14 protein-coding genes are annotated in these 15,034 nt (G+C 45.3%); 8 read left to right on the forward strand and 6 right to left on the reverse strand.

Going from position 1 to position 15,034, the window contains the following annotated elements:
* Nucleotides 1–55: 55 nt before the first annotated feature.
* The 6 genes from D2V93_RS18400 to D2V93_RS18420 form a co-directional block, all read right to left on the reverse strand.
* The gene (locus D2V93_RS18400; RefSeq protein WP_119620485.1) at nucleotides 56–2,683 is read right to left on the reverse strand and encodes a DNA gyrase/topoisomerase IV subunit A; all 2,628 of its coding nucleotides are present in this window, start codon (nucleotides 2,681–2,683) and stop codon (nucleotides 56–58) included.
* Nucleotides 2,684–2,708: 25 nt separating this feature from the next.
* Nucleotides 2,709–4,568: a DNA topoisomerase IV subunit B gene (locus D2V93_RS18405; protein WP_119620486.1), complete on the reverse strand. Its 1,860-nt coding sequence runs from the start codon at nucleotides 4,566–4,568 to the stop codon at nucleotides 2,709–2,711.
* 106 nt (nucleotides 4,569–4,674) lie between these two features.
* Nucleotides 4,675–5,577, reverse strand: a complete 903-nt coding sequence (locus D2V93_RS18410; RefSeq protein WP_119620488.1) for a DMT family transporter — start codon at nucleotides 5,575–5,577, stop codon at nucleotides 4,675–4,677.
* Nucleotides 5,578–5,644: 67 nt separating this feature from the next.
* Entirely contained in the window at nucleotides 5,645–6,739 is a 1,095-nt protein-coding gene (ychF, locus tag D2V93_RS18415; protein WP_072882010.1) for a redox-regulated ATPase YchF, read from the reverse strand.
* 55 nt (nucleotides 6,740–6,794) lie between these two features.
* Nucleotides 6,795–6,923: a hypothetical protein gene (locus D2V93_RS18915; protein WP_256621109.1), complete on the reverse strand. Its 129-nt coding sequence runs from the start codon at nucleotides 6,921–6,923 to the stop codon at nucleotides 6,795–6,797.
* A gap of 51 nt (nucleotides 6,924–6,974) precedes the next feature.
* Complete coding sequence (locus tag D2V93_RS18420; protein WP_119620489.1) at nucleotides 6,975–7,328, reverse strand: 4Fe-4S dicluster domain-containing protein; 354 nt, start codon at nucleotides 7,326–7,328, stop codon at nucleotides 6,975–6,977.
* 97 nt (nucleotides 7,329–7,425) lie between these two features.
* Here D2V93_RS18420 and D2V93_RS18425 point away from each other — a divergent pair, with 97 nt between their 5' ends.
* From D2V93_RS18425 to D2V93_RS18460, 8 genes are all read left to right on the forward strand, one after another.
* The gene (locus D2V93_RS18425) at nucleotides 7,426–8,451 is read left to right on the forward strand and encodes an acyl-CoA reductase (protein WP_245978303.1); all 1,026 of its coding nucleotides are present in this window, start codon (nucleotides 7,426–7,428) and stop codon (nucleotides 8,449–8,451) included.
* Nucleotides 8,452–8,522: 71 nt separating this feature from the next.
* Nucleotides 8,523–9,587 (forward strand): 3-phosphoserine/phosphohydroxythreonine transaminase, encoded by a 1,065-nt coding sequence (gene serC, locus D2V93_RS18430; RefSeq protein ID WP_072882074.1) that lies wholly within the window; start codon nucleotides 8,523–8,525, stop codon nucleotides 9,585–9,587.
* A 6-nt stretch (nucleotides 9,588–9,593) separates the two neighbouring features.
* Complete coding sequence (locus D2V93_RS18435; RefSeq protein WP_119620492.1) at nucleotides 9,594–10,547, forward strand: D-2-hydroxyacid dehydrogenase; 954 nt, start codon at nucleotides 9,594–9,596, stop codon at nucleotides 10,545–10,547.
* A 78-nt stretch (nucleotides 10,548–10,625) separates the two neighbouring features.
* Nucleotides 10,626–11,267, forward strand: coding sequence for a DUF937 domain-containing protein (locus tag D2V93_RS18440; RefSeq protein WP_119620493.1), 642 nt, complete (start codon nucleotides 10,626–10,628; stop codon nucleotides 11,265–11,267).
* 70 nt (nucleotides 11,268–11,337) lie between these two features.
* A complete protein-coding gene (locus D2V93_RS18445) occupies nucleotides 11,338–11,796 on the forward strand; it encodes a DUF6146 family protein (RefSeq protein WP_119620495.1) in 459 nt (152 codons plus the stop codon).
* Nucleotides 11,797–11,828: 32 nt separating this feature from the next.
* Nucleotides 11,829–12,344 (forward strand): DUF6787 family protein, encoded by a 516-nt coding sequence (locus D2V93_RS18450; protein WP_182850023.1) that lies wholly within the window; start codon nucleotides 11,829–11,831, stop codon nucleotides 12,342–12,344.
* 53 nt (nucleotides 12,345–12,397) lie between these two features.
* Nucleotides 12,398–12,733, forward strand: coding sequence for a hypothetical protein (locus D2V93_RS18455; RefSeq protein ID WP_119620496.1), 336 nt, complete (start codon nucleotides 12,398–12,400; stop codon nucleotides 12,731–12,733).
* Between the two features lie 44 nt (nucleotides 12,734–12,777).
* A complete protein-coding gene (locus D2V93_RS18460; RefSeq protein WP_245978305.1) occupies nucleotides 12,778–15,030 on the forward strand; it encodes a TonB-dependent receptor in 2,253 nt (750 codons plus the stop codon).
* The last annotated feature ends 4 nt before the right edge of the window (nucleotides 15,031–15,034 follow it).

The following is a 15,034-nucleotide window of genomic DNA, read 5'->3' on the forward strand; positions in this document are numbered from 1 at the left end:
TGTCTGTTTTAGATGTGTATGTGTAACTCTTGTGACAAAATAGGTAGAAAAAGCGTCAAAACAAAGAGGTTTGGTCAGAACTGTCATTCTTTGTCGCAATATCATCATCAGGGTTGTCAATAGATTCTTCATCCACTACCTCCATATCTTCTGCTTTGATCTCTTCAGGCTCTTCAAAAGGCAATGGATCCATTATGTTGATGTTCTTCACTTTTTCGGTGGTCAATTGATTGCCCAATGCTTTGATTCCCTTTATCGATATAAAATCCTCCACATTCACCTCTAGGCTGGGTTTGGCATCTTTACCTCGTGGTTTCGCAAACTCAACTTCCAGGACAGGTCTCCATTCCGTGGTCACCAGCTCCATAAAGGATTTTGGATGTTCCGAGATGACCAATTCTTCCTTGTTGGGACTTTCCACCAAAAATCGTTTGAGATAGTAACGTTCTTTTTCACCATCATAATGGACAACGGAAATGGGTTTTTTCGGGTTCCATTTTTCCAGAACCACCATACTGTCGCTGAAACGGGTGAGCAAATCGGGCGGTATGGTCTTCACCGTGCCCTTTTGATCAATGACCAGTAATAGGTCATCGCCCTTGAATTCTCCGAGCAGTTCTCCTCTTCCGTCCACGTTCAATCGGCTGACAATATCATCGAACCAAATCTTTCTGGGTTTTAGTGTGGATACTCCTTTTTCTTTCAATTCGATGCGTTTGACCGGGTATTTGGTGACCAAATTGCCCTTTGATGCCCTTCCCTTGATGAGTACATCTGCAAAATCCAGATCCCATTTCAACTTTTTTATGCTACCTGACTGGCGTAGCAATACGGTGACCACTTCAGCTTCTCCATTGGGGTTCGCGGAAAAGTATAGCACTTCGGACAAGGCGTTCTCGCTTGCCAAGGGGTACATTTTGTCTCGGGTGATGCTGGTGACATTGAACCTTTTGATATAACTGGGGCCGCCCTTGCCCTCTTTGTAGATCATATTGTACACTGTGCGCTTATCCTTTTTCTTGAAAACGGCCACATGGATGATGTTCTTGCCCACGAATACCTTGGAATCCACTTTGGTGACCATCATCTCCCCTTTTTCGGTAAAGACAATCACATCGTCAATATCGCTGCAATCCGCCACATACTCGTCCCGTTTCAAGGAAGTTCCTATAAATCCTTCCTCCCGGTTCACATAAAGTTTGGTGCTCCTGATGACCACTTTGGTGGCCTCGATATCATCAAAGATCCTGATTTCCGATTTACGTTCCCTACCATCCCCATATTTCTTCTTGAGTTCCTTGAAGTAATCGATGGCAAACTCCACTAAATGTTCCAAATGGTGCTTGGTCTGCGCTATTTTTTCTTCCAGGCTATCGATGAGCTGTTGGGCCTTTTCCAAGTCAAATTTGGAAATCCGCTTGATCCGGATCTCGGTCAATCGGACAATGTCCTCCTCGGTCACTGCTCTTTTGAGGTGCGTGGTGTATGGTTTCAGACCTTTGTCGATGGCCGAAATCACGCCTTCCCAAGTTTCTTCTTCTTCAATGTCCCGATAAATCCTGTTCTCGATGAAAATCCGCTCGAGGGATGCAAAGTGCCACTGCTCTTCCAGTTCATCCAGCTGTATTTCAAGTTCTGCTTTAAGTAGTTCCACGGTATTGTCGGTAGAGCGTTCAAGCATTTCCTTGACCCCGATGAACAGGGGTTTGTTGTCCTCGATGATACAGCCCAAAGGTGATATGGAAGACTCACATGCCGTAAAGGCATACAGGGCATCAATGGTCTTATCGGGTGACAATCCTGGGGGAAGATGGACCAATATCTCCACTTCTGCCGCCGTATTGTCCTCTATTTTCTTGATTTTGATCTTGCCCTTTTCGTTGGCCTTCAGTATGGAATCGATCAAACTGGATGTATTGGTCCCGTAAGGTATTTCATTGATGACCAAGGTATTCTTATCCAAGGTGGATATTTTGGCCCTCACCCGAACCTTTCCTCCCCTCATGCCATCGTTGTAGTTGGTGACATCAATGATTCCGGCAGTTGGGAAATCGGGATATAAGGTAAACCGTTGTCCTTTTAGGTGTTTTATGGACGCATCGATCAGTTCAATAAAGTTGTGTGGCAATATTTTTGTCGAAAGCCCTACGGCTATTCCCTCGGCTCCTTGCGCCAATAACAAAGGAAATTTTACAGGAAGGTTAACGGGCTCCTTTTTTCTTCCATCGTAGGAAAGTTGCCATTCCGTGATCTTGGGACTGTAAATGACCTCTAGGGCAAACTTGGAAAGCCTTGCCTCGATATAACGGGGTGCTGCCGCCCCATCCCCGGTCAGGATATTTCCCCAGTTCCCTTGGGTGTCAATCAGCAAGTCCTTTTGGCCAATCTGCACCATGGCATCGGCAATACTGGCATCACCATGGGGATGGTATTGCATGGTGTGTCCCACCACATTGGCCACTTTGTTGTATCTCCCATCGTCCAGTTCCTTGAGGGAATGCATGATCCTACGCTGTACAGGCTTGAAACCATCTTCGATGGCGGGCACTGCTCGTTCCAGTATCACATAGGAGGCATAGTCCAAGAACCAGTCTTTGTACATGCCCGTTACCTTCACCAAGCTGTCCTGGGAATTATCGGGGTTCCCTAAGCCTTCATCGTTCAATTCTTCGTTCTCTTCCATTTAGAAGGGTGTGCATTTATTTGTTCTATAGTTGGTTTTCTTCAATCAAGTCAAGTTCCACTTTAAGGTTGTTTATGATGAATTCCTGTCTGTCCGGAGTGTTTTTTCCCATATAGAACTCCAAAAGGTTGTCTATGCTCATCGCCTTGTCGAGCATTACAGGTTCCAGACGGATATTGTCACCAATAAAATGCTTGAACTCATCAGGAGAAATTTCGCCCAATCCCTTGAACCTCGTGATTTCCGGTTTCCCCGTCAATTTTGTGATGGCATTCCTTTTCTCCTCTTCACTATAGCAGTAGATGGTCTCCTTTTTGTTCCGGACCCTGAAAAGTGGGGTCTGCAAAATGTACAGGTGATTTTCCTTGATCAATTCCGGAAAAAACTGGAGGAAGAACGTGATCAGTAGCAATCTGATGTGCATCCCGTCCACATCGGCATCCGTGGCGATCACGATATTGTTGTATCTCAGGTCTTCCATGGATTCCTCAATGTTCAGTGCGGCCTGTAGCAGATTGAACTCTTCGTTCTCGTACACGATTTTTTTGGACATGCCATAGGAATTCAACGGTTTGCCACGAAGACTGAAAACGGCTTGGGTGTTCACGTCCCTTGATTTGGTAATGGATCCGGATGCGGAATCACCCTCGGTGATAAAAAGGGTGCTCTCCAATCGTCGGTCACTTTTCATATCTTGAAGGTGGACACGGCAATCCCGTAACTTTTTGTTGTGCAGACTGGCCTTTTTGGCGCGTTCCCTTGCCAATTTCCGAATGCCCGAAAGTTCTTTGCGCTCCCGTTCCGCTTGAACGATTTTGCGCTGAAGGGCTTCCGCTGTCTGTGGATTCTTGTGTAGGTAATTGTCCAGATAGGTGCCCAAAAAGTCGTTGATATAGGTGCGGACCGTGGGCAGGTCACCGCCCATGTCGGTGGAACCCAGTTTGGTCTTGGTCTGACTTTCGAACACCGGCTCCATTACTTTAATGGAAATAGCAGAAATGATGGACTTCCGAATATCCGAAGCATCATAATTCTTGCCATAAAAATCGCGGATGGTCTTCACCACGGCTTCCCTGAACGCCGCCTGGTGCGTTCCTCCCTGAGTGGTATGCTGCCCGTTCACAAAGGAATGGTACTCCTCACTGTACTGGGTCTTGCTATGGGTCATGGCCACTTCGATATCCTCCCCTTTTAGGTGAATGATCGGATAGAGGAAATCGTCCTCGTTGTTATTGTCCTCCAATAGATCCTTCAATCCGTTTTCGGACTGGTACTTTTCCCCATTGAACATAATGGTGAGTCCAGGATTGAGGTACACATAATTTTTGAGCATGCGTTCCACATACTCGTTTCTATACTTGTAATTTTTGAAAATGGTATCGTCCGGAGTAAAACTGATCTTGGTGCCCCTTCTTCTGGAGGTTTCTTCCAAAAGTTCTTCGTTGACCAGGTTTCCGATCTGGAATTCCGCAGACTTGGATTGACCATCCCTGTTGGATTCCACCTTGAAAAAGGAAGAGAGGGCATTGACTGCCTTGGTACCTACCCCATTCAATCCGACAGATTTCTTAAAGGCACGGGTATCGTATTTGCCCCCGGTGTTCATTTTGGAGACCACATCCACCACTTTTCCCAAGGGAATGCCACGGCCATAGTCCCGCACATTCACCAAATTGTCCTTTATGGTAATCTCGATGGTTTTTCCTGCACCCATGACAAATTCATCGATACAGTTGTCTATCACTTCTTTGAGCAATATGTAGATGCCATCATCGGCGGACGACCCATCGCCCAACTTACCAATGTACATACCGGGTCGCATACGAATATGCTCCTTCCAATCCAGGGAACGGATATTATCCTCTGTATACTGGGTTTCTGCCATGAATCTATAAGGGTTAATCCTTGCTAATATAAAATTTAGGGGCAAAAATTAAGACGAAGAACCAAGAAAGTAATCAACAATGAAAGTATTCAATTGTTAATATACATCAAGCTTTAGCCCTCTTTTTTTGCTGTATGGAAAGATAGGTGATACCAAAAATCACCACTAACATTCCAAGTAATTGCCAATAGGTCAATTGTTCATTCAAAAATACAAAAGCTAACAGAATTGTAGAAACTGGACCCAGACTCCCTAATATCGAAAAATTGGAAGCCCCCAATCGTTCAATGGAAGCCGATACCAAAAAAGAAGGGATCAGTGTGGCCAAAATGGCCATGGCAACTCCATAGAGGTATACTGGCAGAGGATAGTTGAACATTCCCCATTCCCCGGCAATAAGATAGTGAACTACGATACAAGATGTTGAAACGACCATGGCGTAGCAGGTAAACCGCAACATACCAAATTTGGGAATCAGCCAGCCGCTTCCTACCAAATATGAGGCATAGGTAATGGCACTCAACAACACCAAAAAGCCACCCCATAAAACCCCATTTCCTGCAATGTCCAATTCGTTCCAGAACGTGATGACCACTCCAATATAGGTGATGAGGATGGCCACGGATTGCACCTTGGTGATTTTTTGTTTGAAGAACAACCAGGATAGAAATACCACAATGGTGGGATATACAAACAAAATGATCCGCTCCAAGCCAGCCTTGATGTAATTCAGCCCCAAAAAATCAAAATAGCTGGCCAAGTAATAGCCCACAAAACCAAAAAGGAACAACCAAGCATAATCCTTTGGTTTAATTTGGACGGATGGTCTTTTCTTTCGGATCAGAAAAAGGATGATGAGATAAAACGGAAGCGAAAAGAGCATTCGGAACAAGAGCAGATCCAAGGTGTCCACATGGTATTCGTAGGCCAGTTTGACCATAACGGCCTTGGAGGAAAAGAGAATCACCCCAAAAATCCCGTAGAGAATACCCAAGCCTTTGTTTGACATGTATCAAAGCTATGCTTGGTCCAAATTTTTAGCGAATGGAAATGGATGGAATTACAACGGTCAGTGCTTACACATTGAACCTAAAGTGCATGATATCACCGTCTTTCACAATGTATTCCTTGCCCTCTACCCGCATACGGCCAGCTTCCTTTACTTTGGATTCACTGCCATACTTGATATAGTCATCATACGAAATGACCTCGGCACGGATAAAGCCTTTTTCAAAGTCGGTATGGATTACCCCTGCGGCTTGAGGAGCAGTTGCCCCAACGGGAATGGTCCAAGCACGAACCTCCTTCACCCCTGCAGTGAAATAGGTTTCCAGGTCCAACAATTTATAGGCACCCCGGATCAATTTGGCAGAACCAGGTTCTGTAAGGCCTAAATCTTCCAAGAACATCTGGCGCTCTTCGTAGGTTTCCAATTCGGTGATATCAGCCTCGGTCCCTACAGCCAAAAAGATGACTTCGGCATTTTCATTGGCCACAGCTTCCTTTACTTTTTCCACGTAGGCATTCCCATCTACAGCAGAACCTTCATCTACATTGCACACGTACATGACGGGTTTGTCGGTGATCAATTGCATGGGTCTGACGTATTCAGCACGATCTTCTTCACTGATCTGTATGGCACGGACCGAAGTTCCAGCTTCCAGTCCTTGTTTGATGGCGTTGAGCACAGCTTCTTCCTTTTGGGCTTCCTTGTTTCCGGTCTTGGCAGCCCTTTTCACTTTTTCCAGCTTTTTGTCCACGCTTTCCAAATCCTTCAACTGGAGTTCCATATCGATGGTCTCCTTATCACGGATAGGGTTCACGGAACCATCCACATGGACAATATTGTCATTGTCAAAACAACGTAATACGTGCAGAATGGCATCGGTTTCGCGAATGTTTCCCAAAAATTGGTTGCCCAATCCTTCCCCTTTGCTGGCCCCTTTCACCAATCCGGCAATGTCCACAATCTCTACCGTTGCAGGAACTACTCTCTCGGGATGGACCAACTCCTCCAGCTTCTCCAAACGCTGGTCGGGCACGTTCACCACGCCAATGTTGGGTTCTATGGTGCAAAATGGGAAGTTGGCACTTTGTGCTTTTGCATTGGAAAGGCAATTGAACAAAGTTGATTTTCCTACGTTGGGCAATCCTACAATACCGGCTTTCATTGGATACTATCTATTTTAAGGCTGCAAATATAAGTTGAAGTTTTGGTATAGGACCTTAAAATCCTTTCAGTAAAAGATAGATGCCGATACCGAACAGGGCAATGATCCCCAGAATGGCCACCAAGGACAGGATGCACCCTGCCTGTTTCCAAATTCCGCCGTACTCTTTTTCTGTTTCTTCCATAAAAAAACCCGAACCTTGAAGATTCGGGCTAATTTACAAGTTTTTTATTGCTTATCCGTTCGGGTGCATAAAACGCTGCTTGCCCAAGAGTTCCTCTTCGCTTTCCACATGATCCTCATCGGGCACACAGCAATCTACTGGGCAGACCGCGGCACATTGGGGTTCCTCATGGAAGCCTTTGCACTCCGTGCATTTGTCGGGAACTATATAATATATTTCATCGCTGACGGGCTCTTGCACCTCTTCGGCGTTGATTGCCTTTCCATTGGGCAGGACCACATCCCCTTCCAAGGAAGTGCCATCACTGTACCTCCATTCGTCAGCTCCCTCGTAAATTGCGGTATTAGGACATTCCGGCTCACAAGCACCACAATTTATACATTCATCTGTTATAATTATTGCCATAATTTTCCTTTCCTTTTGGGTTGATTCTTTTCAGCATGCTTACTTTTGACAAAAATAAACCCTAGTAATTTAGTGTACAAATATAATGACACCGTATATGGAAACCATCCAAGCTTTTGTTAAACTCGGAAAACACCTAACGGATTTTTGTGAAAAATGTTATCGCGGTGAGGGATATTTGGATGCCGATTTCAGCGAAACCGTGACAAGGGCCGGGCAGATGAACGGTTGGTTCACCAAGGAAAATATCCTATATGCACTGGAGCAGTGGGGAGCTTTGTTGACCGAAGAAAACACTACGGATTGGCTATCGCGATACCCTATCAAAGAAACGGCTTCACCGAAAATGGTGGGCATTGTGATGGCCGGAAACATTCCGCTGGTAGGGTTCCACGATTTTTTGTGCGTGTTGCTTTCAGGAAACAACGTATTGGCCAAACTGTCGTCCAACGACAAAGTACTGTTGCCCTACCTTGCACATTATTTGATACAACAAGAACCCTCGTTGGCCACTCGAATTAAGTTTACGGACGGAAAAATGGAAGGTTTTGATGCCGTCATAGCTACTGGAAGCAACAATACCAGCCGTTATTTTGAATATTATTTTGGGAAAAAACCGAACATCATCCGAAAGAACAGAAATTCGGTCGCCATATTGACGGGAAAGGAATCTGCTGAAGAACTCACAGCTTTGGGCGAGGATATTTTCAGATACTACGGTCTGGGTTGTAGAAATGTGTCCAAGATATATGTGCCAAAAGACTATGATTTTGATTCTTTTTTCAACGCTATTTTCACATATAAGGATATCATCGATCAGCACAAGTATGCCAATAATTATGATTACAATAAGGCGGTATACCTGATGAGCGATTTCAAGATCCTGGACAATGGGTTTTTGATATTGAAGGAAGATGATGGACAAGCCTCCCCCATTTCGGTACTTTTTTATGCCTATTATGATTCGGAAGATACGCTGAAACGGGAGTTGAACACTCAAGAAGAACAGATTCAATGCATTGTTTCGGGAAATGGCAGCATCGGTTTTGGGCAGACCCAAAAGCCAAGCCTTTACGACTATGCCGACGGTGTGGACACCATGGATTTTCTTTTGCAACTTTAAGAGAATCCTAACTCCTAGATTCGTTTTTTGATCCAAGTTTTTTTTAGACCTTTACCCCTTAAACCATGGAAATGAAAAAGCACAACTTTAGCGCAGGCCCTTGCATTTTGCCCAAAGAGGTAATGCAAAAGGCATCCGAGGCCGTTCTGGAACTGGATGGCATCGGTCTTTCACTCATTGAGATCTCGCACCGCAGCAAGGAATTTGTGTCCATAATGGACAAAGCCCGTTCCTTGGCCTTGGAACTCTTGGGTCTTGAGGGAAAAGGGTATCAGGCCCTCTTTTTACATGGTGGTGCCAGCCTACAGTTTTTAATGACGGCCTATAATCTTTTGGACAAAAAAGCGGGCTATGTAAACACCGGCACCTGGAGCCAAAAGGCCATCAAAGAGGCACGTTTGCTAGGCGATGTGGTGGAAGTCGCTTCCTCACAGGAGCACAATTTCAACTATATCCCAAAGGGATATTCCGTGCCTTCGGATCTTGATTACCTGCACCTAACCTCCAACAATACTATTTTTGGTACACAGATAAAGGAATTTCCCGAAACGAATGTGCCGTTGGTCTGCGATATGAGCTCGGACATTTTTTCACGCCAGCTCGATTTTTCCAAATTTGACCTGATCTATGCTGGGGCCCAAAAGAACATGGGTCCTGCTGGAGCCACTTTGGTAGTGGTGAAGGAAGATATTTTGGGCAAAGTGTCCCGAAAAATACCCTCCATGTTGGATTATTCCATCCATGTGAAGCAAGAGAGTATGTTCAACACGCCTCCCGTTTTTGCAGTCTATGTGTCCATGTTGACGATGCAGTGGCTCAAGGACCTCGGCGGAATTGCCGCCATTGAGGAAATCAACGAGCGCAAGGCCAACCTGATCTATTCGGAGATTGAACTCAACCCTGTATTTTCTGGGTTTGCGGCCAAGGAAGACCGTTCCCTTATGAATGCAACCTTCAATATTACCGACGATGCGTTGAAGGACACTTTCGATACGATGTGCAAAGAAGCTGGAATTAGTGGAATCAATGGGCATCGATCTGTGGGCGGTTATCGGGCTTCCATGTACAACGCCCTTCCCATGGAAAGCGTTGGGGTCTTGGTGGATATCATGAGCGAATTGGAAAAGAAAGGATAGTTTTAAATGGTAAGAATTTTAGCCAATGATGGCTTGGCCCAATCGGGAATCGATTTGCTGAAAAGCGAAGGTTTTGAAGTCCTTACTACAAGGGTCGCCCAAGAACAACTGGCCAACTTTATCAACAAAAATCAAATCACCGGTCTTTTGGTGCGCAGTGCCACAGAGGTGGATAAGAAGACCATGAATGCCTGCCCTGGCCTGAAGTTAATCGGACGTGGTGGTGTGGGTATGGACAATATTGATGTGAAGCATGCCGAGTCCAAGGGAATCCATGTCATCAATACCCCTGAAGCCTCTTCAGAATCAGTGGCCGAACTGGTATTTGGGCACCTGTTCAACGGGATCAGGTTCCTACACGATTCCAACCGGAATATGCCCTTGGATGGGGACAGCATGTTCAAACAGCTGAAAAAAAGCTATTCAGGAGGCGTTGAACTACGGGGTAAAACGTTGGGTATTATCGGTTTTGGGAAAATTGGACAAGCAACGGCCAAAATGGCATTGGCATTGGGCATGAAGGTCCTTTTTACTGACCATCATGTGGCCAAGACCACATTGGAAGTCCCTTTCTATGACGGACGGTCCATAAAATTCGACCTGGAAGCGGTGGATTTGGATGCCGTGCTGAAACAATCCGATTTTGTGAGCATACACGTGCCCGCACAGGAAAAATACATCATCGGGAAAAAGGAACTTGCCCAAATGAAACATGGGGCTGGAATCATCAATACCTCACGTGGAGGTGTACTGGACGAAGTGGCCCTGGTGGATGCCTTGGACAGTGGACACCTATCATTTGCCGGGTTGGATGTCTATGAATCCGAACCAAAGCCAGAGATCAAGATCTTGATGAATCCCAAAATATCCCTTTCGCCACATATCGGAGCCTCTACCATTGAGGCGCAGCAGCGCATTGGGGTGGAATTGGCCCAACAGATTATCAAATTGCTAAAATAGCGGCTTTTTACCATCTGATCGGAACTTCAAAACCCAGTTTTTTGTACATTGTCCTTCTAACCTTAACGTAAAGAAAAAATGTCAGGATTATTGGATTTATTGAATAGCCCTATGGGCAGACAAATGATCAGCGGGGTTGCCAACCAAACAGGACAATCGGAAAGCAAGACAGCTGATGTGTTGAGCATGGCTATGCCCCTTTTGATGGGTGCCATGAAAAAGAATACCTCAACACCTGGTGGAGCACAGGGATTGATGGATGCCCTCTCCTCCAGACACGACGGCAGTATCTTGAACGATCTTGGTGGACTTTTTGGAGGTGGTGTGGACCAAAGCGTGATGAACGATGGCGCAGGGATACTTGGCCATGTGTTTGGCGCAAAGCAACCACAGGTGGAAAATGCCTTAAGTAGCAAATCTGGTTTGGATGCCGGTACCATATCCCAGATATTGAAGATTGCAGCCCCTATCCTATTGGGGTATTTGGGCCAACAGACCCGCCAGCAAAAAGTGAACAGTCCCGATGGCCTCAATGGTCTTTTGGGAGGTTTGCTGGGCGGAAACAAAAAGGCAGCAAAACAGCAATCCCTTATCGAAACCTTTTTGGATTCCGATGGTGATGGTAGCGTCATAGACGATTTGGCCGGGATGGTACTGAACAGCGGTGGATCTAAGAAAAGTGGTCTAGGCGGCCTATTGGGTGGTTTATTTGGAAAATAATCGCTTAAATCAACATTATTTAACAGGGCCATTTGAGTTTTCAAATGGCTTTTTTTTGTATCTTAACCTTATGAAAAAGAGAATTTTATCCCATTTTATAGCAGTGGTTTCCGGAGTATTTCTATTGATATCCTGCACGGCCCAAAAAGAAGTCTTGGACATTTCCAGTGAGGAGCAGGCAGTGTTCGACTCTGCTGAAGAGGAACCTGTAGAAATCAAGGATGAGAAAACGGAATATGAGATCATCATCATTGAACCCGGGTTTTATACCTGGCTGCAGTCCATAGCAAGGCCTGAAGGCTATTATTCCCAAAGTTTTTTGGAAAGCCGTAACGCCATTATGGTCATCAATTGGAACCAACGGGTGTTGCAGCCCTCCATGTACAATCCCAATCTGTACGAAATGCAGATCAATTACGACCCCAATATCGATTATGGCTATGAGGTCAACTACAAGCTCTACAATTACTTTGTGTATTTCCAACGAAAATACAACCAACGCTTAGGCCCTTTCTTTCCTAGGATTTAATGTGTTATTTTTGTGCCAACTATTTCTAGGCAATGGAAAAATTGAAAAAGCGTTGGGAAATCCAGAAAAACTGGCAGTTGCTTTTCCCAGTTCTTGGCGTTCTCTTGACCGTTTTCGCCGCTTTTCTCATCTCCAAGGATTCCCCTAAGTGGTTTGGTGTGGAAAACACTACAATTGGATGGTTCACTATCATAGTTTTTTGTACCGTACTGTCCCTTTGTTTGGTCCGTTTTTTCTTATGGTGTTTCAAAAAACTGGAGCACAAGTGGAAAGTGACCTACAAGTGGGAAATGATCGCCATTTTCATTGTTTTTGCCATCACCGGTTCCCTCTCAGGCAAATTGGCCGGTCCACTGGTGGAATTGTTGGGTCTGGGGCGTGAAATGACACATCCCGCTTTGTATTGGACAGCACGGATTGTCCTTATTCTTCCCATTTATAAAATAATCTTGGTCATCGTGGGTTGGCTCTTCGGGCAGTTCCGATTCTTTTTGGAATTCGAGAAAAAAATGCTCAGGCGTATGGGTTTGGGCTTTTTGCTCCCATAGTTTATGTTTTTTTTAACACGGATTGTGCAAAGCGGTTGGTTACTTTGTTCTGTATGACCTCGTTCCTCCATAAACGCATTGGTATTATTGTTTCCCTGATCATGTCCGTGGCCATTTTGGCCCCTTCCATGATAAAATTGGGGCATGCCTTGCATGGACACAATTCGGAGAAAAAATGTGTGTCCTACGGAACAAATCATATCCACAGTTCAGATTTTGACTGTGATTTTCATGATTTTACACTGGCATCCAAAGTTTTGTTCTCCTCCCAGTTTGTATATACACCTGTGGAGGTCCCTAAAATTGTGTATTCCAGTACCTACCTTTCCACTGTTTTTGAATCTTGTTCAGCGAAGCATTTTGCTTCAAGGGCGCCCCCATCGGCATAGCGTCTGACATCCATACTGAATTTCAAAAACTTTATCATCCAAAAATGAAACAATTTTATATTTCAATGCTTTTGGCATTGACACCTCTATTGATATGCGCACAAAATACATTAACGGGCAAAATAACAGATTCGGAAAACAATGGGCCCTTGGAACAGGTGTCCGTTTACTTTCCCCAATTGGAAAAAGGGACGGTCACCGATATAAATGGGGATTTTACCCTCAGGGGACTTCCCGAAGGATCGTACAAATTGGTCGTTGCCTATCTGGGTTATGAAACCTATTCCACCTCTTTTCAAATCACTTCCGGGTCAAACCAATTTGATTATCAGATGCAGCCATCGGCCATAGAAATCGATGAAGTGGTCCTCTCCACCCCTTTCCACAAATTGGAACGCGAAAATGTGATGAAGGTGGAGCAAAAATCCATCGCGGAGCTCAAAAGCAATGGGGCCATTACGCTTGCCGATGGAATCACCAATATTCCCGGGGTCTCTTCCGTTTCCACGGGTATGGGCATCGGAAAGCCCGTCATCCGGGGTCTGAGTTTTAATCGGGTGGTTGTCTATACCCAAGGGGTGCGCTTGGAAAACCAGCAGTTTGGCGGAGAACATGGTCTGGGCATCAACGATGCCGGGATATCCAGCGTGGAGGTCATTAAGGGGCCCGCTTCGCTATTGTATGGTTCGGATGCCTTGGGAGGCGTGCTTTATCTGAATCCAGAAAGTTTTGAACTGCCCGGACAGACCTCGGGTGATGTCAACCTGAACTATTTTACCAATACCTTGGGCTATGGGGCCAATGCAGGTTTCAAGACTTCAGGGGAGAGATTCAAATTTTTGGCACGTGGGGCCTACGCCTCCAACGCCGATTATGAAACAGGGGACGGAACCAGTGTCACCAATTCAAGATTCAATGAAGCCGACTTCAAAACAGGCCTTGCTTACCAAGCCACCCAATTCAAATCAGAGCTCCGCTACAACTACAATGCCTCAAAACTTGGTATTCCTGAAGAAATAGGGGTCCAGAACAATGATCGGGACCCGCTTTTGCCCAACCAAGAGATCTCCACGCACATCATCAGTTCCAAGAACAACTTTTTCTTTAAGAAATCGAGTCTGGAAGCCACGTTTGGGTATACATTCAATGATCGGAAAGAATTTGAGGAACACCATCATGAAGAAGAGGGTGAAGAACACGAGGAAGAGGAAGGAGAAGAAGGTCCTGCACTGCATATGGAACTCAGTACCTTCAATTACAACATCCAATTCAATCCGCAATGGGGCAAAATGACCACTATTTTTGGAATCCAGGGCATGCACCAAAAAAATGAAAATTTTGGGGAAGAAGTATTGATTCCGGATGCCATTACCAATGACTTTGGAATTTTGGCCACTTCACATATCCACTTCGAACATAGTGATCTGCAATTAGGATTACGGTATGACCTCCGTTCCATCAACGGAGAAGAAAGTGGTGTGGTCGGCGATGAAACCTACATTGGTGCCTTGGATAGGAATTTTAACAGTTTCAATGCCTCAGCAGGGATTCGCATGGACCTTACGCCAAATATCATAGGTCGATTCAATCTTGCCACTGGGTTCAGGGCCCCTAACCTATCGGAACTGACCTCCAATGGTCTGCACAGTGGTGCCAACCGTGTGGAGATTGGGAATGCTGATCTAAAAAGTGAGCAGAACTTTCAGGTAGATGTAGCACTGGAATATAACAACAAACATTTCGAATCCTATATCAATGCCTTTTACAATGGAGTAAGCGATTTTATTTATTTACAACCTACGGGAGAGTTTAGGGAAGAAGACCCGATCTACGACTTTCAGCAACAGAATGCGACCCTATATGGAGGTGAATTCGGGTTCCATCTGCATCCCCACCCTTTGGATTGGCTCCATTTGGAGAGCAGTTACGACATCGTTTATGGACAGCTGGAGGATAAATCCAACCTACCATTGATTCCTGCCAACCGGTGGACCAACACCTTCCGGGTGGAATGGAAAAAAAGGGCTTCTCAGTACAGATGCTATGCATTCGTGACCCTTCAGACCCATTTTGACCAAAACAAGGTGGCTGATTTTGAGACCCCAACACCCCGATACAACCTTTTTAATATGGGCATTGGTGGGGATGTCAGGATTTTTGACCAAAAAATTGGGTATAAGATTAGTGGGAACAATCTTTTTGATAAGAACTACATCTCCCATTTGTCCCGTTTGAAGACCGATGGCATTGCCAACATGGGCAGGAACATCGCTTTTAACCTAAGCATTCCACTGTAGGTAG

This window comes from Flagellimonas taeanensis (assembly GCF_003584105.1).
Classification (GTDB): Bacteria; Bacteroidota; Bacteroidia; order Flavobacteriales; family Flavobacteriaceae; genus Flagellimonas; species Flagellimonas taeanensis.

Bases quoted from the DNA above. Each gene is read 5' to 3' on its own strand.
- D2V93_RS18400 (WP_119620485.1), bottom strand. From the start codon at position 2,683: ATGGAAGAGAACGAAGAATTGAACGATGAAGGCTTAGGGAACCCCGAT.
- D2V93_RS18405 (WP_119620486.1), bottom strand. From the start codon at position 4,568: ATGGCAGAAACCCAGTATACAGAGGATAATATCCGTTCCCTGGATTGG.
- D2V93_RS18410 (WP_119620488.1), bottom strand. From the start codon at position 5,577: ATGTCAAACAAAGGCTTGGGTATTCTCTACGGGATTTTTGGGGTGATT.
- ychF (WP_072882010.1), bottom strand. From the start codon at position 6,739: ATGAAAGCCGGTATTGTAGGATTGCCCAACGTAGGAAAATCAACTTTG.
- D2V93_RS18915 (WP_256621109.1), bottom strand. From the start codon at position 6,923: ATGGAAGAAACAGAAAAAGAGTACGGCGGAATTTGGAAACAGGCAGGG.
- D2V93_RS18420 (WP_119620489.1), bottom strand. From the start codon at position 7,328: ATGGCAATAATTATAACAGATGAATGTATAAATTGTGGTGCTTGTGAG.
- D2V93_RS18425 (WP_245978303.1), top strand. From the start codon at position 7,426: ATGGAAACCATCCAAGCTTTTGTTAAACTCGGAAAACACCTAACGGAT.
- serC (WP_072882074.1), top strand. From the start codon at position 8,523: ATGAAAAAGCACAACTTTAGCGCAGGCCCTTGCATTTTGCCCAAAGAG.
- D2V93_RS18435 (WP_119620492.1), top strand. From the start codon at position 9,594: ATGGTAAGAATTTTAGCCAATGATGGCTTGGCCCAATCGGGAATCGAT.
- D2V93_RS18440 (WP_119620493.1), top strand. From the start codon at position 10,626: ATGTCAGGATTATTGGATTTATTGAATAGCCCTATGGGCAGACAAATG.
- D2V93_RS18445 (WP_119620495.1), top strand. From the start codon at position 11,338: ATGAAAAAGAGAATTTTATCCCATTTTATAGCAGTGGTTTCCGGAGTA.
- D2V93_RS18450 (WP_182850023.1), top strand. From the start codon at position 11,829: ATGGAAAAATTGAAAAAGCGTTGGGAAATCCAGAAAAACTGGCAGTTG.
- D2V93_RS18455 (WP_119620496.1), top strand. From the start codon at position 12,398: ATGACCTCGTTCCTCCATAAACGCATTGGTATTATTGTTTCCCTGATC.
- D2V93_RS18460 (WP_245978305.1), top strand. From the start codon at position 12,778: ATGAAACAATTTTATATTTCAATGCTTTTGGCATTGACACCTCTATTG.